This is a genomic window from Streptomyces sp. 6N223 (assembly GCF_052246635.1).
Classification (GTDB): domain Bacteria; phylum Actinomycetota; class Actinomycetes; order Streptomycetales; family Streptomycetaceae; genus Streptomyces.
Genome location: NZ_JBQQCA010000037.1, coordinates 49,889 through 71,175, shown reverse-complemented (window position 1 = coordinate 71,175; position 21,287 = coordinate 49,889). Strand labels below are relative to the sequence as shown.

Here is a 21,287-nt window from a genome sequence, read left to right as displayed (position 1 = left end):
CCCGAACCCCGGGCCCGCCACCACTGTCAGTCCCCGCCGTTAGTCTCACTCGCGTGCCAGGACCCCTCACCCGCCCCGAGGAGCTCGCGGAACTCCTCGGGATCCCGTTCACCCCGGAGCAGTTGGCGTGCATCACCGCACCCCCCGCCCCGCAGGCGATCGTCGCGGGCGCCGGGTCCGGCAAGACCACCGTCATGGCCGCCCGCGTCGTGTGGCTCACCGGCACCGGCCAGCTCGCCCCCGAGCAGGTCCTCGGACTCACCTTCACCAACAAGGCCGCCGCCGAGCTCGCCGAGCGCGTCCGCAAGGCGCTCGCCGAGGCGGGCATCGTCTCCGCCGAGGGCGGCGAGCCGCAGATCTCCACCTACCACGCCTTCGCCGGGCGCCTGATCACCGAACACGGCCTGCGCCTCGGCGTGGAGCCCTCCTCCCGGCTGCTCGCCGACGCCGGCCGCTTCCAGCTCGCCGCCGAGGTGCTGCGCGCCGCCCCCGCCGACTTCGAACCCCCCGGCAGGGGCGGCTTCACCAGCATCGTCGCCGACCTCATCGCCCTGGACGCCGAGTTGGCCGAGCACCTGGTCGAGCCGGAGACGCTGCGCGCCTTCGACGAACGCCTCCTCGCCGAGCTCGCGCACGCCGAGCTGACCAACGAGGCGCTGCGCCAGATCCCCCAGGCGGCGCGAGGCCGCGGCCAGCTCCTCGGCCTCGTCGAGGAGTACCGCGCCCGCAAGCGCGCCCGCGACCTGCTCGACTTCGGCGACCAGATCGCCCACGCCGCCCGGCTCGCCCGCGACGTGCCGGAGGTCGGGCGGGCGCTGCGCGAGGAGTTCGCCGTCGTGCTGCTCGACGAGTACCAGGACACCTCCGTCGCCCAGCGCATCATGCTCGCCGGGCTCTTCGGCGGCGGCACCGGGCACCCGGTCACCGCCGTGGGCGACCCCTGCCAGGCCATCTACGGCTGGCGCGGCGCCTCCGTCGCCAACCTCGACGACTTCCCCGACCACTTCCCGCAGCGCGACGGCGACCCCGCCGCCCGCTACAGCCTCAGCGAGAACCGCCGCAGCGGCGGCCGCCTCCTCTCCCTCGCCAACGACCTGGCCGCCCCGCTGCGCGAACGCCACCCGGCGGTGCGCCCGTTGCGCCCGGCCGACGGCGCCGAGCTCGCCGGGCGGGTGCGGTGCGCGCTGCTGCCCACCCACGCCGAGGAGCTGACCTGGCTGGCGGACTCCCTCGCGCATCTGGTCCGCACCGGCACCGCGCCCGGCGAGATCGCCGTGCTGTGCCGCACCGCGGGCGACTTCCCCGCCATCCAGCGGGAGCTGGTCGCGCGCGACGTGCCGGTCGAGGTCGTCGGCCTGACCGGGCTGCTGCATCTCCCGGAGGTCGCCGACCTGGTGGCGGTCTGCCAGGTGCTGGCCGACCCGACGGCCAACGCCCCGCTGGTGCGGCTGCTCACCGGCCCGAGGTGGCGCGTCGGGCCGCGCGACCTGGCGCTGCTGGGCCGCCGCGCCCGGCTGCTGGTGCGCAAGCCGGAGGTGGACGGCTCAGACACGGCGCGGCTGGCCGCCGCCGTCGAGGGCACCGACCCGGCCGAGCTCACCTCCCTCGCCGACGCCCTCGACACCTTCGTCGGGGAGGAGGAGGGAGGGGAGAACGCCGACGACGGGCTGCCGTTCTCCGCCGAGGCCCGCATCCGGTTCGCCCATCTCGCCGCCGAGATACGCGAGCTGCGGCGTTCGCTCGGCGACCCGCTGATGGACGTGCTGCACCGGGTGCTGGCCGTCACCGGCCTGGAGGTGGAGCTGTCGGCCTCCCCGCAGGCGCTCGCCGCACGGCGGCGGGAGACCCTGAGCGCCTTCCTCGACATCGCCGCGGGATTCGCCTCCGGGCAGCGCGGCACCGCGATCGACGGCGAGGTCACCCTGCCGGCGTTCCTCGCCTTCCTGCGCGCCGCCGAGCAGTACGACAAGGGGCTCGACGGCTCACTCCCGGCCGGGGAGAACGCCGTGCAGGTGCTGACGGCCCACAAGGCCAAGGGCCTCGAGTGGGACGTGGTGGCGCTGCCTGGCCTGACCGCCGACGGCTTCCCCGCCAAGCCGTCGCGCGACTCCTGGCTGCGGCACGCCCGCGCCCTGCCGCAGCCGCTGCGCGGCGACGCCCGTACCCTCCCGGCCGTCGAGGAGTGGACGGCCGCCGCCCACAAGGAGCACCTGGCCGAGGTCGCCGAGCACCTGGGCCTGGAGGAGCTGCGCCTGGGGTACGTGGCGTTCACGCGGGCGCGTTCCCTGCTGCTGGGCTCCGGGCACTGGTGGGGGCCCAGCCAGAAGCGGCCGCGCGGCCCCTCGGAGTACCTGACGGCGCTGCGGCGGCACTGCGAGGACGACCCGGCCCACGGGGAGGTGGAGGCGTGGGCCGAGCCGCCGGAGGAGGACGAGGAGAACCCGGCGCTGGCCGCGCGCGGGCGGGACCCGGAGTGGCCGCTGCCGCTGGACCCGGAGGCGCTGGCCCGCCGCCGCGAGGCCGCCGACCAGGTGCTGGCGTTCCTGCGCGACGGCCCCGCCTTCGAGGACGACGAGGACGACGAGGACGACCAGGACGACCAGGACGACGAGGCGGACGACCGGGCGGACGACGAGGAGCTGACGCCGGAGGAGCGGCGCACCCTCGCCTCCTGGGACCGCGACCTCGCCGCGCTCGCCGGGGAGCTGCGCCGCTCCCGCCAGGCCGTGCGGGAGGTGCCGCTGCCGATGTCGCTGTCCGCGACGCAGGTGCAGCGGCTGGCCGCCGACCCCGAGGGCTTCGCCCGCGACCTGGCCCGGCCCATGCCGCGCCCGCCGCAGCCCGCCGCCCGGCGCGGCACCCGGTTCCACGCCTGGGTCGAGTCGCGCTTCGAGGACCTGGCGCTGCCCATGCTCGGCCCCGACGAGCTGCCCGGCGGGCTCGCCGACGAGGACCCGGAGGAGTACGCCGAGATCCGGGACGAGCGCGAGCTGGCGGCGTTGAAGGAGGCCTTCGCGCGCACGCCGTTCGCCAGCCGCACGCCCTACCGGATCGAGGCGCCCTTCCAGCTCGAACTCGCCGGCCGGGTCATCCGGGGCCGCATCGACGCCGTCTACCGCAGGCGGGGCCCGGCCGGGCCCGGCAGCGACACGTACGAGATCGTGGACTGGAAGACCGCGCGCCGCCAGGACGCCGACCCGCTGCAGCTCGCGATCTACCGGCTGGCGTGGGCCGAGCGGCACGGCCTGCCGCTGGCGGCCGTCTCCGCGGCGTTCCTCTACGTGCGCAGCGGCGAGCTGGTGCGCCCGCCCATCCTGCCCGGCCGGGCCATGCTGGAGCGGATCCTGCTGGGGGAGGACTCATGGGAGTGGAACGAGCCCGGTTAGGCTTTTGTCCATGCGTACCACCCCGGCTCAGGACAGCGCGGTCCGGCCTCCCGTCCCCCTCACCGGCACCGGCGGCATCGACCGCGGCTCCGGCCACCGCCTCGACGAGGCGTGGCTGGCGGCGGCCTGGAGCCACCCCACGACCCGGGTGTTCGTCGTCTCCGGCGGCCAGGCGCTGGTGGAGGAGACCGGCGAGGGGCGGACCGAGCTGGTGATGATGCCGTCCTTCGACGCCCCCCTCACCGAGGCCCACCGGTACTTTCTGGGCACCGACCCCGAGGGCGTGCGGTACTTCGCGCTGCAGAAGGACTCGCTGCCGGGGCGGATGGACGACCTGGCGCGGCCGGCGGGGCTGCGCGAGGCCGCCGCGCTGCTGTCGGAGCGGCACAACGAGCTGCTGGTGCACGCCGTCGCGCTGGAGAACTGGCAGCGGATGCACCGGTTCTGCTCGCGCTGCGGGGAGCGGACCGTGATCGCCGCGGCCGGGCACATCCGCCGCTGCCCGGCGTGCGGGGCGGAGCACTACCCGCGCACCGACCCGGCCGTGATCATGCTGGTGACGGACGAGGAGGACCGCGCGCTGCTGGGCCGGCAGCTGCACTGGCCCAAGGGCCGCTTCTCGACGCTGGCCGGGTTCGTGGAGCCGGGCGAGTCGGTGGAGCAGGCGGTGGTGCGGGAGGTCTTCGAGGAGGTCGGCGTCACCATCGGCGAGACCGAGTACGTCGCCAGCCAGCCGTGGCCGTTCCCCTCCAGCCTGATGCTGGGTTTTGTGGCGCGCGCCACATCAACCGAGCTGCGGGTGGACGGTGAGGAGATCGACGAGGCCCGCTGGTTCTCGCGGGACGACCTGCGGGCCGCGCTGGAGTCGGGCGAGGTGCTGCCGCCGTACACGGTGTCCATCGCGGCGCGGCTGATGGAGATGTGGTACGGCAAGCCGCTGGCCTGAGCAGCGGCGTTACGCCGCCAGGGCCTGCTTGACCTCCTTCAGGGACGGGTTGGTCATGGTGACCTCGGCCGCGCCGCTGGCGGGCGCGATGACCACGGTGGGCACCGTCTGGTTGCCGTTGTTGGCCTTCTCCACGAGGGCGGCGGCCTCGGGGTTCAGCTCGATGTCGATCTCGGTGTACGCGATGCCCTCGCGGTCCAGCTGGCTCTTCAGCCGACGGCAGTAGCCGCACCACGTGGTGCTGTACATCGTCACGGTGCCCATCGTCGCTCGCGCTCCTTTACATCTCCGGTGCATCTCGCGTGCGCCACCAGGCCAACGCCTCGCCGGGTATGAATAATTCCGCCCGGCTGTGGACAACGCCCCCGCCGTGTCCGACCCACCTGGCAGCATGGCGTGCGTGACAGCAGCAGCCCCACTTTCCCCTTATGGCTCAGCCGATGCCCATGGCGACGCCGACGCCGTGCTGGAAGGGCTCGACCCCGAGCAGCGCGCCGTGGCGACGACCCTGCACGGCCCGGTCTGCGTGCTGGCCGGGGCCGGCACCGGCAAGACGCGGGCGATCACCCACCGGATCGCGTACGGGGTGCGGGCCGGAGTCTTCCAGCCGGCGACCGTGCTCGCCGTCACCTTCACGCAGCGGGCGGCGGGGGAGATGCGCGGGCGGCTGCGGCAGCTCGGCGCGGGCGGCGTGCAGGCCCGGACCTTCCACGCCGCGGCCCTGCGCCAGCTTCACTACTTCTGGCCCAAGGCGGTCGGCGGCGAGCCGCCCCGGCTGCTGGAGCGGAAGTTCGCCCTGGTGGCCGAGGCCGCGTCCCGCGCGCTGCGCATGCGTCTTGAGCGGGCCGATCTGCGCGACGTCCTGAGCGAGATCGAGTGGGCCAAGGTGACGCAGACCACACCCGAGGACTATCCGGCGGCGCTGGCCAAGGCCGGGCGGGACGCGCCGCGCGACCCGGCCGAGACGGCGCGGGTCTACGCCACGTACGAGCAGCTCAAGCAGGAGCGCGGCTCCATCGACTTCGAGGACGTGCTGCTGCTCACGGTGGGCATCCTCACCGACCGGCACGACATCGCCGAGACCGTCCGCCGGCAGTACCAGCACTTCGTGGTCGACGAGTACCAGGACGTCAGCCCCCTGCAGCAGCGGCTGCTGCGGCTGTGGCTGGGGGAGCGGGACAGCCTGTGCGTGGTCGGTGACGCCAGCCAGACCATCTACTCCTTCGCCGGCGCCACCCCCGACCACCTGCTGAACTTCCGCACCCTGCACCCGGACGCCACCGTCGTGAAGCTGGTGCGCGACTACCGCTCCACCCCGCAGGTGGTGCACCTGGCCAACGGGCTGCTCGCCCAGGCGAGGGGACGGGCCGCCGAGCACCGGCTCGAACTGGTCTCGCAGCGGCCCCCCGGGCCCGAGCCGGTCTACGCCGAGCACCCGGACGAGCCCGCCGAGGCGGAGGCCACGGCCCGCCGCATCCGGGACCTCCTCGGCGAGGGCGTCCCGGCCAGCGAGATCGCCGTGCTCTACCGCGTCAACGCCCAGTCGGAGATCTACGAGCAGGCCCTCGCCGACGCCGGCGTGCCGTACCAGATGCGCGACGCCGAGCGGTTCTTCGACCGGCCCGAGATCCGGCAGGCCGTCCTCGCGCTGCGCGGCGCCGCCCGCGCGGGGGGCAACGACGCGGCCCTCGACGGCGCGGACGACCTCGCCGGGCAGGTGGGCGCGGTGCTGGCCACCACCGGCTGGACGCCGCAGCCGCCGGCCGGCTCCGGCGCCGTCCGGGACCGCTGGGAGTCGCTGCACTCCCTGGTGCGGCTGGCCGAGGACTTCCAGCGGGCCCGTCCGGACGGCGCGACGCTGGCCGCCTTCGTCGAGGAGCTGATGCAGCGGGCCGCCGCCCAGCACGCCCCGACGGTGGAGGGCGTCACGCTCGCCTCGCTGCACGCCGCCAAGGGCCTGGAGTGGGACGCCGTCTTCCTGGTGGGCCTCACCGACGGCACGATGCCCATCACCCACGCCAAGACGGCCGAGCAGGTCGAGGAGGAACGCCGCCTGCTGTACGTGGGCGTGACCCGGGCACGGCGGCATCTCTCGCTGTCCTGGGCGCTGTCGCGTTCGCCCGGCGGCCGCGGCGGGCGGCGCCCCAGCCGCTTCCTGGACGGGCTGCGGCCCGGCTCCTCGCCGGGCGGCGGGCCGGGCAGCGGCGCCCGGGGCGGCGTGGAGCGGGGGGCCGGGCGGGCCCGCAAGCCCCGCGGCCCGGTCAGGTGCCGCGTCTGCGGCAAGACCCTCACCGAGGCCGTCGAGGTCAAGCTGCGGCGCTGCGAGGACTGCCCCTCCACCATGGACGAGGGGCTGTACGAGCGGCTGCGCGAGTGGCGCCTGGAGCGGGCCCGCGACCTGTCCCGGCCGGCGTACGCCGTCTTCACGGACGTCACTCTGATGGCGATCGCCGAGGACGTGCCCGGGAGGGAGGAGGAGCTGGCCCGGATCTCGGGCGTAGGGCCGCACAAGCTGCGGCAGTTCGGGCCCGAGGTGCTGGCGTTGTGCGCGGGCGAGGAGCTGCCGGGCGCGGACCAGGGGGGTGAGGAGCCGCCGGGCGGTGAGCCGTCGGGCAACGCCGCGGAAGCGGAAGGAAGTCCGCCGGAAAAAACCTCTGAGAATCACCCGGAAAATGGTTTGCGCGCGCCGGAGAGCTCCGCATAGCGTGCTGCACACGACAGCGGAGGAGTCTTCCGTCTCCTTCGAGGTCCATGTTGTACTGAAGTGATCCCGCCGGGCCGGGGAGATTCCCGCCCGCACGAGACGCCGCGAAGGAGGCGAGCCCGATGGCCAGCATCACCAAACTGACCGGTCACCCGGCCGTCTTCGGCTGCGTGCCCGGCGGTGCCCGCCTGCGCGACATCGGCGTGTCCGATGTCGTGGTCGCGCGTCCGGCTGTCGCGGTGCCTGAGGCCCGTGTCGCCGTCGAGCGACCGACCCAGGCACCTGCGGTAGCGGCGGCGGCGCGGATCGGCGCGTATGAAGCGTCGGCGGCCAATGCGACCAGCGCGACCAACGGTGCCGGCACCGGAAACCAGATCTTTGGACAGCAGAAGACGCAGCTTCACCCCATGTGGGCCCTCCGCGGGCTCGATCCCTGGAGTGATCCAGCCTGATCGGCGAGATCAGGTCGGCTCCAGGGCCGCGGAACCCACACAGGGATCCGCGGCCCTTCTGTTTTCCCTCGCCACCTCCGGCCACCAGCCGGAGGTCAACCGACGACCGAACGACACGAGGACACGACATGCCACTCGCGCCGTACGCCCGCCCCGACCTGAACTCACCACCCGATCCGGAGACTTCTGTGACCCCCCTGTTCACGCTGAACGAGCTCGACGAGGCGATCGAGCAGCTCAACGACGGCGTGCCCTGCCGCACCGGCGACCCGGAGGTGTTCTTCGCCGAGTCCCCCGAGGACGTCGAGTACGCGAAGTCGCTCTGCCGCGCCTGCCCGCTGCGTGAGGCGTGCCTGGCCGGCGCCAAGGACCGCCGCGAGCCCTGGGGCGTCTGGGGCGGCGAGCTGTTCGTCCAGGGCGTTGTCGTGCCCAGGAAGCGGCCGCGTGGCCGCCCGCGCAAGAACCCGGTCACGGCATGAGCACCCCCGGCACCATCGGACGGCCGGCTCCTCATGGCCCCGTCACCACGCAGATGACCCTCACCGACACGCTCACCGATCAGGCCGGCGCCGTCATCGGCGCCGAGCCCGACGCGGCCCTGCCGCGCCGCAAGCAGAACAGGAACAGGACCTTGCATCTCATTCAAGAAGCCCTGGCCCGATCCCAAATGGAGGACCGGATCCGGGAAGCCGCGAACCAGCGGAAGGCGCACCGGCTGATCCTCGCCCACCGCCTCCAGCGGCGCTCCCGCCGGCTCCACCGGCGCGCCGAGCTCGCCTCACAGCGGGCCCGCCGTGCCCTGGCCCAGGCGCTGACCACGTAGCGACCCGAACCCGGCAACCGACGCCACACCGAGCGCGCCCCGCCCGCCTAGGCCGGGGCGCGCTCGCCTTCCCCCGCGCCCTGCTCCGCCGGCCCCTCGTCGCCCGCCCCGGCCTCATGCGCTCCGGCCCCATTCGCTCCGGCCTCGTCCGCGTCGGCGAACCCGGGCAGCCCCGCCACCAGTTCGTCCCGCAGCCGCACCCGGGCCCCGAGCTGGCACAGCACGCCGATGGTGCTGAGCGTGACGCGGTGAATCAGCAGGTACGACGGCGGCAGGTTCAGCTGGCGCCCCAACTGGTGGGCCGCCGACCGGGGATCGGCGATGCGGCCCGCCTGCTGCCGCAGCCACTCCCGGCTGAAGGCGAACTCCTCCACCCGGGCCGGCTCGATGATCGGCAGCAGGTAGTCCAGCACCGCCTCGGGATCCAGCTCGATGTCCGGCTTGACGAACCCCTCGGCGCACAACTCCTCGTAGACCTGCTCCGCCTCCCCGTCGAGCGTCATCCGCAACGCCATGCCGATCGCCGGCGGCAGCCCGCCCGGCAGCCGGTTCACCGCGCCGAAGTCCATCACGCCCAGCCGCCAGGACGTCACCGGCTCCCCCTCCCCGGAGGGCACCAGGCGGAAGTTGCCCGGATGCGCGTCGGCATGGAGCAGCCGCGTCCTGGCCGTGCCGGTGAACAGGAAGCGGGCCAGCAGCTGACCTGCCCGGTCGCGCTCCTCCTGGCTGCCGTCGCTGATCACCTTGGACAGCGGCACCCCCGGCAGCCACTCGGTGACCAGCACCTGATCCCGCTGGCACACCACGTCCGGCACCAGCATCCCCGGATCGTCCCGGAACTCCCGCGCGTACGCCCGCTGCGCCTCCGCCTCCAGCGCGTAGTCCAGCTCCTCGGCGACCCGCTCGCGCAGCTCGGCGATGAGCGGCTTGATGTCCATCCCGGGCACGAGAGGGCTCAGCAGCCGGGCGAACCGGCCCAGCTGCGTCAGGTCCGACAGCAGCGCCTCACCCGCCCCCGGGTACTGGATCTTGACGGCCACCTCGCGGCCGTCGTGCCACACCGCCCGGTGCACCTGCCCGATCGAGGCGGCCGCCGCCGGTCGCTCGTCGAACTCCTCGAACAGCTCGCGCCAGTCCTCGCCGAGCCGCTCGGCCAGCGCCGCGCGCACCGAGGCCGCCGGCAACGGCGGCGCCGCCTCCTGCAGCTTCGTCAGCGCCGCCCGGTAGGGCGAGGCCACCGTCTCCGGCAGCGCGGACTCGAAGACCGACAGCGCCTGGCCCACCTTCATGGCGCCGCCCTTCAGCTCGCCGAGCACGCTGAACAGCTGCTCGGCCGTCCGCTGCTGCAACTCGTTGCCGACGAGCTCGGCCGAACGCCCGCCGATGCGCTTGCCCAGGCTCCAGGTGGCCCGACCGGCGAAGCTCAGCGGCAGCGTGGCGAGCTTCGCGGTTCTGGTCACCGCCTTGCGGGGCAGATCAGACACTGTCATCCCCTCCAACTCCCATGCGTCCCCCGAGGCCGCCCGAGTCCGCCGAGCCACACTTCCACCTGAGACCGATGGGAGCACCACCTTAGGCACCGCCGGACGATGGAGTCCTACCCGTTTATCGCCCGCCCGCCCAGCTCGGGCCGCTCCCGATCCAGTTCCCGGCCGTCCGTCCGCGCCGCGCCGCAGGGGCACTCCGGGTGCGGCTCGATCGTATGGCTGGCCACTGACAGCTCCGGCAGCGCCACCTCCGTGCGGGTGCTGGGCGCCGGGGGCGCGGAGCCGTCGAGATGGCCGAGCGCCACGCAGGCCGCCAGCCCGGCCACGGCCGAGGCGAGCGCGGCGTCGCAGGACGGCACCCCGCGCGGCCGGGCGTTGCGCCACTGGCTCACCAGCAGCGGCCAGCCGGGCTCCCGCCGCGCCCGGCCCCGCAGCAGGCACCCTGCACAGCCCGTCACGCCTGGCAGCACCAGCGGGCCGACGAATCCCGTCGCCTCCACCACCCCCGCGTACAGATGTGCGGTGCCCGCGCTCAGCACCGGCTCGGCCGGCGCCGGGTCGGGGGCGTAGGCCGCGATGCCGTCGCGTGGGGCGTAGACCACCAGCCGGGCCCCGCCGGGCCGTCCCCGCTCGGGCCCCTGCCCCTGACCAGGCCCCTGCTCCCGCAAGGGACCGCGGGCCGGGCCGCGCCGCCACGGCATCGCGGCCCGCACCACGCGCCGGGCGGCGGCGGCCCGCCGCTCGCCGACGTGCTCCGCCCGGACGCCGCCGGCGCCGGCGTCGGTCGCCTCCACCCGCCCGCCGTCCACCACCTCCACCGTGCCGACGCCCGCGTGGGCCAGCGTCGCCGCGATCGCCGCCCCCACGCGCCCCGCGCCGCGCACCTGCACCCAGGCGTCACGCCGGGCCGCCAGCCGCCGCAGCCCTTCTCCCGGCGCGGGATGCAGCAGGGACAGCGAGGCCAGGTCCGGCCGCAGCGCCTCCGGCACCTGGGCGGCGGCCTCGCGGTCGGCGGTGGCGTCGTCCAGCACCCCCGCTGCCGCGAGCTGCCCGGCCAGCCGGTCCGCCGCGTTCCGGCCGAGCCCGAGCCGCGCCGCCGCCTCGCGCAGCGCTGGCAGCCCGCGGGTGCCGTCGAGGAGGGCGAGGAAGCTCTCGGTCGCGCTGTCCAGGGGCCCGAAGAGCACGGCGTGCGCGGGCGTCACCCCGAACCGCACGGTCTGCCTGTCACGCCAGCCGCGTCGCAGCGAGGGCTTGATCAGCGGGTGCATGATGTCTCCAATCGCCGAGCTGGAGCCCATCATGCGGCGGGACGGACCAGGCGTGAGTCACGTTATCCACAAGAAGCGGAGATAATAGGATAAAAGGTGTGCGAGGTGGCGGGGTTCACGTTTCCGCAGTTCGGGCGGGGGGACATTTCCGGCTCCCAGCGGGTAACGTCGAAGTGTGCCCGCCGATCCGCTGAACAGCGCCGGCCCGCCGCAGCGCATCGCCTCGGCGGGCCCGGCGGCGCTGGACGGCGGATCCCTCCGCGACGAGCACGGCCCCGTCGAGGTGCGCAGGAGCGCCCGCCGCAGGCGCACCGTCTCCGCCTACCGCGAGGGCGACCGCACCGTGGTCCTCATCCCGGCCCGGATGAGCGCCGACGAGGAGCGCCGCTGGGTCTCGGTGATGCTCGACAAGCTCGCCGCCCAGGAGCACCGCCGGATGCTCGACGACGACGAGCTGGAGCGCCGGGCCACCTCCCTCTCCGAGCGCTACCTCCGGGGGCGCGCGCGTCCCGACAGCGTGCGCTGGGTCACAAACCAGAACTCCCGCTGGGGCTCCTGCACGCCCGCCCTGGGCAGCATCCGGCTCTCCCACCGCCTCCAGGGCATGCCGGAGTACGTCATCGACTACGTGCTGCTTCACGAGCTGGCCCACCTGCTGGTGCCGGGCCACGGCCCCGAGTTCTGGGCGCTGCTCGACGACTACCCCAGGACCGAGCGGGCCCGCGGCTTCCTGGAGGGGGTGGCCGCCGCCGAGCGGCTGCCGTATGTGCCGTGGACCCGCGGGGAGTAGGCGCGGCCCGGACGCGGCGGGGCGAACGCCTCGGAACCGACCGGAGAGCAATCGACGTCAGCGGTAGGGACTAGTCTGGCGCCGAAAGTTTGTCTTACCGGGATGGGGGACGGTCCGTACGTATGTCGAAGCAATTCAAGCGCGGCCAGAAGGCCCGGCTCAGCGACCTGACACTGGGCACCGACCTGTACGTGGGGGTGCAGATCTCCGGCCCCGGGCTGAGCTTTGACATCAGCTGTTTCGGTCTGGACGCGGACGAACGCCTCTCCGACGACCGGTACTTCATCTTCTACAACCAGCCGAAGTCTCCCGAGGAGTCGCTCCAGCAGCTCGGCGCCCAGGCGGGCGACACCGAGTCCTTCCGGGTCACGCTCGACCAGGTGCCCGCCTCGATCGACCGGCTCGCCTTCACCGCCACCATCGACGGCACCGGCACGATGTCGCAGTGCACCCCCGGGTACCTGCGGATCGTCGCGGGCGGCGAAGAGGTGGCGCGGTACGCCTTCCAGGGCTCGGAGTTCAGCTCCGAGCGGGCCGTGATGATCGCCGACTTCTACCGCAAGGACGGCTGGCGCTTCGCCGCCGTCGGCCAGGGCTTCGACGGCGGCCTCGAGGCGTTGCTGAAGCACTTCGGCGGCGAGGTCGAGGAGGAGCAGCAGCAGGCGCAGCCACAGCCGCAGCCGCAGGCGGCGCCGGGCGGCGGCGCTCCCGGCTTCGCCCCGCCCGGCGGCGGCGCGGCCCCCCAGCCCGCGGCTCCACCCGGCTTCGCGGCGCCCGGCGGCGGGGCCGCTCCCCAGCCCGCCGCGCCGCCCGCCTTCGGCGCGCCCGGCGGCCAGCCCGCCGCTCCCGCCCCGGCCATGCCCGCGCCCGCCGCGGCCTCGCCGATGCCCGCACCGGCGCCGGCGCCGGCACCCGCGCCCGCGGCTCCGGCGCCGCCCGGCCCCGGCCAGCCCACCCCGGCCCCCTTCCCGCCCCCGGGCCAGCCGGGCCCGCAGGCCGCCCCGCCCGGCGGAGGCTTCGGCGCGCCCCCGCCCGCCGCGCCCAACCCCTACGCCCCCGCGCCGCCCGCGCCCGCGCCGTACGGCCAGGCGCCTCCGCAACAGCCCATGCCGCAGCAGGGGTTCCCGCCCCCCGGCCAGCCGGGCCAGCCGGGCCAGCCGCAGCCCCAGCTCCAGCCGGGCGCCGGCATGCACGCCGCCCTCGCCCAGTTCCAGGGCGCGGCCGAGCAGCGCCGCTGGAGCACGCCCAACCGCCAGCTCGTCCGCGCCGATCTCAGCCTGGACCGGCAGCCGTTCCTCGCCCGCCAGGGCAGCATGGTGCTCTACCAGGGCAACGTGGAGTTCTCCTTCAAGGGCGGCGGCCTCAAACGCCGGTTGACCGCCGGGATGACCGGCGAGGGCTTCGGCTCCCTCATGCGCTGCAGCGGCAGCGGCCAGGTCTACCTCGCCGAGGAGGAGTCCCACCTCCACGTCGTCGAGCTCCAGGGCGACGCGATCTGCGTGGCCACGCAGCACGTGCTGGCGTTCGACGAGTCCCTCGACCAGGACGTGCGCCGGATCGACGGCCACGGCATACCCGGCGGCTCGCTCTTCGCGCTGCAGCTCAGCGGCCAGGGCTCGGTGATCATCACCACGCGCGGCGAGCCCGTGGTGCTGCCCGTCACGCCCATGACCTTCTGCGACGCCAACTCGGTGGTCGCCTGGTCCTCGGCAGCCCAGGTCCTCGTGGCCAACCAGGTGCGCCTGCGCCGCAGCGCCTTCCCTGGCCACAGCGGCGAGACCACCCAACTCCAGTTCCGCGGTGCCCCGGGGAACTTCGCCATCGTCCAGCCCTACGAGATCTGACGGGAGCGCCTCATGGACCAGCAGATGATGGCGGGATACGCCCCGAGCGCGCCCACCGCCCGGATGGAGAACCACGGGCCGTCCATCGCCAAGATCGCCATGCAGAGCGGGAACGACCTCTTCGCCCGCTCCGGCTCGATGATCGCCTACGAGGGCTACATCCAGTACGAGTCGAACCACAGCAGCCTGCGCCAGTCCGCGGCCGGCAGGATCACCGGTGAGAGCGTGCCGCTGATGAGGTGCACGGGCGACGGCGTTCTCTACCTCGCGGACTACGGCGCCAACGTGGTCTGTGTCCCCCTGCAGAACGAGAACATCTCGGTCAACGCCACCAACGTGCTCGCCTTCGACGCCCAGCTCACCTGGGGCGTGCAGCGCGTCAAGGGCGTCGCCAAGTTCGCGGGCCAGGGCCTGTTCAACTTCGGCATATCCGGCACCGGCTGGGTCGCCGTCACCTCGCGCGGCATGCCCATCGTCGTGGACTGCGCCCAGACGGACGAGACCTGCGTCGACCCCGACGCCCTCGTCGCCTGGTCCACGAGCCTGCAGATGAAGGGCAAGCGCAGCTTCAAGGCGTCCTCGCTCATCGGCCGCGGCAGCGGCGAGGCGTACCAGATCGCCTTCTCCGGCCGGGGCTTCGTCATCGTGCAGCCGAGCGAGGACAGCACCGACCGGCTCAACGGACAGCAGCACTGAGGGGGACGGCACCATGCAGGGCACGATCTTCAACTACGCGGTCAACCCGGCCGCGGGCCAGCCGGGGCAGGCGCAGGAGCGGTTCACGCTCCAGAACCCCCAGATGCTGCGGGCCAACCTCACCGGGGGCGCCGACGTGGTCGCCAGGACCGGCACCATGGTCGCCTTCGAGGGGATGGTCGAGTTCGACGGCGAGTACCAGTCGCACCGCCAGCAGCACGCCCAGCGCGCCACCGGCGAGATGCTGCCGCTGATGCGCTGCTCCGGGCAGGGCACGGTCTACCTCGCCAACCTCGCGCAGCACATCCACATCCTCGACGTCGGCCACGAGGGCCTGACCGTGGACAGCTCCTACGTGCTGGCGCTCGACTCCCACCTGCACTGGGACGTCGTCGCGGTCGAGAGCCAGTACGGCATCGCCGGGGCGGGGGCGTACAACCTCGTCATCAGCGGCCAGGGCAAGGTCGCCATCACCACCTCCGGCGGCCCGCTGTCGCTGCGCGTCACCCCCGATCGGTACGTCAGCGCCGACGCGGACGCCGTCGTGGCCTGGTCCTCCGGCCTGCGGGTGCAGATGCAGGCCCAGACGTCCAGCGGGTCGGTGTGGCGGCGGCGCGGGCAGACCGGCGAGGGCTGGGAGATGAGCTTCATGGGGGACGGCTTCGTGCTGGTGCAGCCCAGCGAGCTGCTGCCCCCGCAGCACACGTCCTACGGAGAGCAGCTCCGCTTCCAGCAGGGCCAGGGCCCCGGCCTCGGCCAGGGCGGCGCCTGGGGACGCTGACACCGACGCTCACGGGCCGGGCCGGGCCGACGCGGCCCGGCCACCGGCTCCTACAGCAGGGCGCGGGTCCGGTCGAGCAGGCGGACGACCGAGGGGTCGGCGACGCCGGCCACCTCGTCGAACCCGAACCAGCGCAGGTCGAGCGACTCCTCGCTCACCACCGCCCGCGCGCCCGGCGGCGCGATCACGGCGTACTGCACGTCCAGGTGCGTGGCGCACGGCGTGTCGTGCCGGTCCAGGCCCACCGGCGCCGGGCCCAGCAGCCGCAGCCCGCCGATGCCCGACTCCTCGCCGGCCTCGCGCAACGCCGCCGCCGCCAGCGTCGGGTCGGACGGCTCGCAGTGCCCGCCCGTCTGGAGCCACCTGCGGATCCTGTGGTGCAGGGTCAGCAGCACCCGCCCGCCGTCCGGGTCCACCACCAGCGCGCTGGCCGTGATGTGCCCGGCCTCGCACGCCCGCCACACGCCGTCCGGGTGGGCCGACAGGTGGGCGGCGTACACCCGGCGCAGCGCGTCCTGCTCCGCGTCCGGCGCCTCCCAGCCCGCCAGCACCCGCGAGGCGTCACCGTGAAGGGTCCGTGCGTCGCCGAGTGTGCTCACGCCTCGCCCCGGCCGCCCGCGCCGCCCTCGCCAGGCTCGTCACCGGGCTTCTCATCCGGCTTGCCCCGCTCGTCCCGCTCGTCCTGCTTCTCGCCGGGCTCCGCGGGCCCCTCGCGGCCGAGCATGCGGTCCAGCTCGTCGAAGTCGACCTGCTCGCGGTGGACGAAGCCGTCGGGGTCGTTCAGGTCGTCGGCGGTCGGCAGCATGTCCGGGTGTGCCCACAGCGCGTCGCGCCCCTGCATGCCCCGCGCGTCGGCCAGCGAGGCCCACAGCCGGGCCGCGTCCCGCAGCCGCCGCGGCCGCAGCTCAAGACCGATCAGCGTGGCGAACGTCTGCTCCGCCGGCCCGCCCGAGGCCCGGCGCCGCCGCAGCGTCTCGCGCAGCGCCGACGCCGAGGGCAGCCGCTCGGCCGCCGCCGCGTACACCACCGCGTCGACCCAGCCCTCGACCAGCGCCAGCGCCGTCTCCAGCCGGGCCAGCGCCGTCTTCTGCTGCGGCGTGTCCTCCGGCTGGAACAGCCCCTGCCGCAGCTTCTCCTGCAGCTCCTCCGGGCGGGTCGGGTCGAGCTGCCCGACCATGTCCTCCAGCTTCGCGGTGTCCACCTGGATGCCGCGCGCGTACCCGTCCACGGTGCCGAAGAGGTGCGAGCGCAGCCACGGCACGTGCGCGAAGAGCCGCTGGTGGGCCGCCTCCCGCAGCGCCAGGTACAGCCGCACCTCGCCCTGCGGCACGCCGAGGCCCTCGCCGAAGGCCGCCACGTTCTGCGGCAGCAGCGCGGCCTTGCCCGCCGGGCCCAGCGGCAGCCCGACGTCGCTGGAGCCGACCACCTCGCCGGCCAGCACGCCCACGGCCTGCCCGATCTGCGTGCCGAACATGGCCCCGCCCATCTGCCGCATCATCCCCAGCAGCGGGCCGGCCATCGACCGCATCTCCTCGGGCAGCACGCTGCCCATCGCCGCGCCGACGCGCTCCGCGACCGGGTCCACCAGCTCCCGCCACACCGGCAGCGTCGCCTCGACCCACTCCGCGCGGCTCCAGGCCACCGCCGAGCCGGTGCCGGACGGCAGCGCGGTCGCCCCGTCCAGCCACACGTCGGCCAGCCGGATGGCCTCCTCCACCTCGGAGCGCTCGTGCGGCCGCACGCTCGCGTCCCGCGAGCCGTCCGGCGCGCCCTGCGCCACGGTCTGCCGGGCCACGCTCCTGGCCAGGTCCCAGTTGACCGGGCCGCCCTCGTACGACAGCATCTGGCCGAGCTGCTGGAACGCCGCGCCCAGGTCCTGCGGGTTCATCGCCCCGCCCGCGCCCAGCGGGCCGAACATCGCGGCCAGCGGGTTGTCGGGCACCGGCCCCTGACCGCCGCCGCCGCTCTTGTCGCTCCTGTCGCCCTTGTCCTTGCCGGACCTTTCGCCGGATTCGCCGTCCTCGGGCTCCTCCGGGAGGCCGAATCCGAATGGCTTGTCACTCACGGGAATCCTCGGCTCTGCTGGGTCGGGCCCGGCGTGTCGGGCTGCGTCTGCGTGTCGTCGGGCTGTTCGGGCTGTGTCGTGCGGTGTGTGCAGGGGGCGAATGTGTGAATCGCCGCTCCTTGCCTCCAGCCTAGACACCTCTCAGGCAGGATGGGCCTGCGCACCTCGTTACCGGATCAACCGCTGGAGAAGCCTCGTGAGTTCCCCCGAGCCCGCCGTTCGCGCACCGCGAAACGGCCCCGCCACCCCGTTGACCATCGCGGTGACCGGGGCAGCGGGCGGCGTCGGCGCGCTGCTCACCGAACGCCTGGTGGCGGCCGAGGGGGTCAAGCGGGTGCTGGCGCTGGACGACAGGCTCGGGGAGGCCGAGGGCGCCGACTGGCACACGCTCGACATCCGCGACCCGGCCATCGCCGAGCTCCTGCGCACCGCGGGCGCCAGCCGCGGCCCGGCCGCCGCCCGCGACGGCTCCGGGCCGGTCGACGTCGTGGTCCACCTCGCCCTCGATCTGGAGCTGAGCTCCGACCCCGCCGCCCGCACCGCGCTCAACGTGCGGGGCACCCAGACCGTGCTCACCGCGGCCGCCGCGGCCGGCGTACGCCGGGTGGTGCTGTGCACCTCCGCCATGGTCTACGGCGCGCTGCCCGACAACGACGTGCCCCTGGCCGAGGACGCCGAGCTGCGGGCGACCCCCGACGCCTCCTGCGTCGGCGACCTGCTGGAGATCGAACGCCTCGCCGAGCGCGCCCCGCGCGCTCACCCCGGGCTGAACGTCACGGTCCTGCGCCCCGCCGTGCTGGTCGGCGGCACGGACACCGCGCTCACCCGCTACTTCGAGTCGCCCCGCCTGCTGGTGGTCGCCGGATCCCGCCCCCGCTGGCAGTTCTGCCACATGGAGGACCTGGTCAGCGCGCTGGAGCTCGCCGCGCTCGAAAGGGTCGAGGGCGAGCTGGCCGTGGGCTGCGACGGCTGGCTGGAGCAGGAGGAGGTGGAGGAGCTCGCCGGCATCCGCCGCATGGAGCTGCCCTTCGCGCTGGCCCTGGGCGCCGCCGCCCGCCTGCACCGGTTCGGGCTCACCCCGTCCCCGGCGGGCGACCTCGCCTACACCATGTACCCGTGGGTGGTCAGCGGCAGCCGCCTGTACGAGGCGGGCTGGCGTCCGAAGTGGAGCAACGAGGAGGTCCTCGCCGAGCTGCTGACCGAGGTCGCCGGGCGGCACACGGTGGCCGGGCGGAGGCTGGGCCGCAAGGACGCGGCCACCACGCTCGGCGCGGCGGGTGCCACGGTCGCTCTCGTCGGCACCGCGGCTCTGGTCCGCCGGGCGCGCCGGGCCCGGCGGCGTTAGGGAGGGGCGTATGGGAGAGCATGGGGCCATGACGCGATCCGACGCCGTCCGGCTGCTGGCGATCCGCGACACGCCGCTGTCCGTGGACGAGGTGTTCGCGGCCGTGGGCGACGACGCCGCGGGCGGCACGGCGCTCTTCGTCGGCACGGTGCGCGACCACGACGGGCACGCCGAGGGCGCGGCCGTCACCGCACTGGCGTACTCGGCGCATCCGAGTGCCGAGGCCGAGCTGCGCCGCGTCGCCGAACGGGTGACCGCGGACTTCCCCGTGCGGGCGCTGGCCGCCGTCCACCGCGTGGGCGACCTGAAGGTGGGCGACCTGGCCGTGGTGGTGGCGGTCTCCTGCCCCCACCGCGCGGAGGCGTTCGCCGCCTGCCACCGCCTCATCGACGACCTGAAGCGCGAGGTCCCGATCTGGAAGCACCAGGCCTTCGCGGATGGGTCCCAAGAATGGGTCGGCGCGTAGCGCCGTCTTCTGGGGGTGGTGGTCGGGTGACGGGTGGGCGGGTCGGCGCGTAGCGCCGTCTTCTGGGGGTGGTGGTCGGGTGACGGGTGGGCGGGTCGGCGCGTAGCGCCGTCTTCTGGGGACGGTTTGGTGGCTGTGAGGAACCGCGCGTAACGAGTGCGTAAATGTGCAGGCATGACCGGCACTACTCCGGTTGCGCAACTCGTTCCCACGACTGAGCGTTGAATGTACGTCGCTGAGGTGGGAGGTCGGTCATGGCGGCTTTGGTGTGGCTGCTGATTCCCGTGGCCGGTGCGGTGGTGGCCGCTGTGTGGAGCGCGTGGGCCACGCGCCGCAGCAGTGGTGCGGGTGGTGTTCGAGACTCCGCGGGGGTGCGGGGATACGAGGCGTTTCGCGCGGCCATGGAGCGGGCCGAGCGGGCCCCGGCGGACGGCTGACAGTGCCGTCGCTTAGTGTCAAGACATGCCACGCCGCACAGCGACGCTGCTGACGTCGATCCTGCTGCTGATAGGGGCGCTCTGCGCCGGGTTCCTGACCAGCGTGCCCTACTCGGAGCTGTCCCCCGGCCCCACGGTCAACACCCTGGGCCAGTACGACGGCGAGCCCGTGCTGACCATCGGCGGCCAGGAGACGTACGACACCTCCGGCCATCTCAACATGACGACCGTGCGCGTCACCGGCGTGGACTACGAGATGAACCTGCTGGAGGCGGTCTACGGCTGGTTCGCCGACGACGCGGCCGTGGTGCCCTACGAGACGATGTATCCCGACGACGTCACCGCCGACCAGGTCGAGGAGCAGAACGCCGAGGAGTTCAGCGCCTCGCAGGAGAGCGCCAAGGTGGCGGCCCTGGAGGAGCTGGGGTACGAGATACCGACGCAGACGATCGTCGCCTCCGTCATCCAGGACGCCCCCGCGCACGGCAAGCTGCACGCCGGGGACGCGATCGTGGCGGTCGACGGCACGCGGATCTCCGACCCCGAGGAGGTCGGCGAGGCGGTGCGGAAGCACGAGCCGGGCGAGGACGTCGTCTTCACGGTGGTGCCCGCCAAACAGGCGGAGGCCGCGCGGGAGGCCGGCGAGGAGCTGCCGGACGGCGCGGGCGACACGGAGGACGTCACCATCACCACCATGAAGTCGCCGGACGACGGCCGGGCCCTGGTGGGCATCGAGGCCGGGGTCGCCCACGTCTTCCCGTTCGAGATAGACATCCAGCTCGCCGACGTGGGCGGGCCCAGCGCCGGCCTGATGTTCGCCCTCGGGCTGATGGACCGCCTCACGCCCGAGAACCTGACCGGCGGCGAGTTCGTGGCGGGCACCGGCACGATCGACGACGACGGCGTGGTCGGCGCGATCGGCGGCGTGTCGATGAAGACGATCGCCGCCCGGAACGCCGGGGCGGAGTTCTTCCTCACGCCGGAGGACAACTGCGCCACCGCCGCCGAGAACCCGCCGGACGGGCTGACGCTGGTGTCGGTCGGCACGCTGGATGACGCCCTCGACGCGCTGACGCGGATACGCCAGGGCGACACCGACGGGCTGCCGCTGTGCGCCGCCCGGTAGGCGCCGGCTATTCCTCCAGGGTGGCCGCCAGCGCCTCCGCCAGGCCGGGGACGAGGTCGGGGCCGGTGAGCACCTCGGTGGCCGCGTCCTTCTCCCGGAGCCGCACGGCCGACTCGCGCTGCCCGTCGCGCAGCACCGCCACCGTCAGCCGCACCTCCTGGCGTTCAGGGTGGTCGGCGACCCAGCGTTCCAGGGCGGCGGGTTCGAGGTCGTCCGGCATGGCGGCCTCGGCGGACGGCGGCAGCATGAGGCGTTCGACGGCCATGGCGCAGCCGCTGACGGCCTCCGGCCAGGCGATGGTGGCGAGGAACTCGTCGAGCGGCACGCCGGTGGGCAGTTCCTCCTGCTCCACCGGGGTGAGGGAGCCCTGCCCTGCGTCGTCCGTCCCGTCGACGGGACCGTCGGCGCCCAGCCGCTCGGCCAGCTCCGGTTCCTCGGCGCGCAGCCGCGCGGTGTCGACGAGTGCGAACAGCATGGTGGGCCGGTCCCAGCCGAGCCCGGAGAGGTACTCGTCGATCTCCAGCACGGCACGGGTCAGCGGGCTGGCAGCCAGCGGGGTGTTGTCCATGGGCATATCGTGCCGTCTCAGACCCCGGAAACGGGAACCGAGTAAAGCGTGAGTAAGTTACTCAGGTGGGCCGCTCCCGTGGTCGGCCTGGCTTCCCAGCCTG

General features: G+C 74.2%; 20 protein-coding genes. 14 read left to right on the top strand and 6 right to left on the bottom strand.

The window, feature by feature from the left end:
* Positions 1–53 precede the first annotated feature (53 nt).
* Positions 54–3,386 (top strand): UvrD-helicase domain-containing protein, encoded by a 3,333-nt coding sequence (locus ACTWQH_RS22055; RefSeq protein ID WP_443288403.1) that lies wholly within the window; start codon positions 54–56, stop codon positions 3,384–3,386.
* A gap of 10 nt (positions 3,387–3,396) precedes the next feature.
* Positions 3,397–4,332, top strand: coding sequence for an NAD(+) diphosphatase (nudC, locus tag ACTWQH_RS22050; protein ID WP_443288402.1), 936 nt, complete (start codon positions 3,397–3,399; stop codon positions 4,330–4,332).
* 9 nt (positions 4,333–4,341) lie between these two features.
* On the opposite strand, the gene ACTWQH_RS22045 is transcribed toward nudC, so the two are convergent.
* Positions 4,342–4,596, bottom strand: coding sequence for a glutaredoxin family protein (locus tag ACTWQH_RS22045; RefSeq protein ID WP_443288401.1), 255 nt, complete (start codon positions 4,594–4,596; stop codon positions 4,342–4,344).
* Between the two features lie 199 nt (positions 4,597–4,795).
* On the opposite strand from ACTWQH_RS22045, the gene ACTWQH_RS22040 reads away from it, so the two are divergent.
* The 4 genes from ACTWQH_RS22040 (at position 4,796) to ACTWQH_RS22025 (ending at position 8,311) form a co-directional block, all read left to right on the top strand.
* Complete coding sequence (locus ACTWQH_RS22040; RefSeq protein WP_443288400.1) at positions 4,796–7,036, top strand: ATP-dependent DNA helicase UvrD2; 2,241 nt, start codon at positions 4,796–4,798, stop codon at positions 7,034–7,036.
* 122 nt (positions 7,037–7,158) lie between these two features.
* Positions 7,159–7,488, top strand: a complete 330-nt coding sequence (locus ACTWQH_RS22035) for a hypothetical protein (protein WP_443288399.1) — start codon at positions 7,159–7,161, stop codon at positions 7,486–7,488.
* 128 nt (positions 7,489–7,616) lie between these two features.
* Positions 7,617–7,967 (top strand): WhiB family transcriptional regulator, encoded by a 351-nt coding sequence (locus tag ACTWQH_RS22030; protein ID WP_443288398.1) that lies wholly within the window; start codon positions 7,617–7,619, stop codon positions 7,965–7,967.
* On the top strand, positions 7,964–8,311 hold the full coding sequence (locus ACTWQH_RS22025) for a hypothetical protein (protein WP_443288397.1): 348 nt from the start codon (positions 7,964–7,966) through the stop codon (positions 8,309–8,311). The genes ACTWQH_RS22030 and ACTWQH_RS22025 overlap by 4 nt, the downstream gene beginning before the upstream one ends.
* Positions 8,312–8,358: 47 nt before the next feature.
* Here the strand turns inward: ACTWQH_RS22025 and ACTWQH_RS22020 are convergent, their stop codons facing one another.
* Positions 8,359–9,795, bottom strand: coding sequence for an ABC1 kinase family protein (locus tag ACTWQH_RS22020; protein WP_443288407.1), 1,437 nt, complete (start codon positions 9,793–9,795; stop codon positions 8,359–8,361).
* A 113-nt stretch (positions 9,796–9,908) separates the two neighbouring features.
* Complete coding sequence (locus ACTWQH_RS22015; protein ID WP_443288396.1) at positions 9,909–11,066, bottom strand: TOMM precursor leader peptide-binding protein; 1,158 nt, start codon at positions 11,064–11,066, stop codon at positions 9,909–9,911.
* 175 nt (positions 11,067–11,241) lie between these two features.
* On the opposite strand from ACTWQH_RS22015, the gene ACTWQH_RS22010 reads away from it, so the two are divergent.
* From ACTWQH_RS22010 to ACTWQH_RS21995, 4 genes are all read left to right on the top strand, one after another.
* Positions 11,242–11,856 (top strand): M48 metallopeptidase family protein, encoded by a 615-nt coding sequence (locus ACTWQH_RS22010; protein WP_443288395.1) that lies wholly within the window; start codon positions 11,242–11,244, stop codon positions 11,854–11,856.
* 122 nt (positions 11,857–11,978) lie between these two features.
* The gene (locus ACTWQH_RS22005; RefSeq protein WP_443288394.1) at positions 11,979–13,700 is read left to right on the top strand and encodes a TerD family protein; all 1,722 of its coding nucleotides are present in this window, start codon (positions 11,979–11,981) and stop codon (positions 13,698–13,700) included.
* A 12-nt stretch (positions 13,701–13,712) separates the two neighbouring features.
* Positions 13,713–14,396, top strand: a complete 684-nt coding sequence (locus ACTWQH_RS22000; RefSeq protein WP_443288393.1) for an AIM24 family protein — start codon at positions 13,713–13,715, stop codon at positions 14,394–14,396.
* 13 nt (positions 14,397–14,409) lie between these two features.
* Entirely contained in the window at positions 14,410–15,177 is a 768-nt protein-coding gene (locus tag ACTWQH_RS21995; RefSeq protein ID WP_443288392.1) for an AIM24 family protein, read from the top strand.
* 50 nt (positions 15,178–15,227) lie between these two features.
* Here ACTWQH_RS21995 and ACTWQH_RS21990 read toward each other — a convergent pair whose 3' ends face one another.
* Both ACTWQH_RS21990 and ACTWQH_RS21985 read right to left on the bottom strand, forming a co-directional pair.
* A complete protein-coding gene (locus ACTWQH_RS21990; protein WP_443288391.1) occupies positions 15,228–15,776 on the bottom strand; it encodes an NUDIX hydrolase in 549 nt (182 codons plus the stop codon).
* On the bottom strand, positions 15,773–17,242 hold the full coding sequence (locus ACTWQH_RS21985) for a zinc-dependent metalloprotease (RefSeq protein WP_443288390.1): 1,470 nt from the start codon (positions 17,240–17,242) through the stop codon (positions 15,773–15,775). The genes ACTWQH_RS21990 and ACTWQH_RS21985 overlap by 4 nt, the downstream gene beginning before the upstream one ends.
* A 196-nt stretch (positions 17,243–17,438) precedes the next feature.
* Between ACTWQH_RS21985 and ACTWQH_RS21980 the strand changes: the two genes are divergently transcribed.
* The 4 genes from ACTWQH_RS21980 (at position 17,439) to ACTWQH_RS21965 (ending at position 20,616) form a co-directional block, all read left to right on the top strand.
* Positions 17,439–18,587: an SDR family oxidoreductase gene (locus tag ACTWQH_RS21980; RefSeq protein ID WP_443288389.1), complete on the top strand. Its 1,149-nt coding sequence runs from the start codon at positions 17,439–17,441 to the stop codon at positions 18,585–18,587.
* A gap of 28 nt (positions 18,588–18,615) precedes the next feature.
* Positions 18,616–19,053, top strand: a complete 438-nt coding sequence (locus ACTWQH_RS21975; RefSeq protein WP_443288388.1) for a molybdenum cofactor biosynthesis protein MoaE — start codon at positions 18,616–18,618, stop codon at positions 19,051–19,053.
* A 254-nt stretch (positions 19,054–19,307) separates the two neighbouring features.
* Positions 19,308–19,490: a hypothetical protein gene (locus ACTWQH_RS21970; protein ID WP_443288387.1), complete on the top strand. Its 183-nt coding sequence runs from the start codon at positions 19,308–19,310 to the stop codon at positions 19,488–19,490.
* A 25-nt stretch (positions 19,491–19,515) separates the two neighbouring features.
* Entirely contained in the window at positions 19,516–20,616 is a 1,101-nt protein-coding gene (locus ACTWQH_RS21965; RefSeq protein ID WP_443288386.1) for a YlbL family protein, read from the top strand.
* Between the two features lie 7 nt (positions 20,617–20,623).
* Here ACTWQH_RS21965 and ACTWQH_RS21960 read toward each other — a convergent pair whose 3' ends face one another.
* Entirely contained in the window at positions 20,624–21,184 is a 561-nt protein-coding gene (locus ACTWQH_RS21960; protein ID WP_443288385.1) for a PPA1309 family protein, read from the bottom strand.
* Positions 21,185–21,287 lie beyond the last annotated feature (103 nt).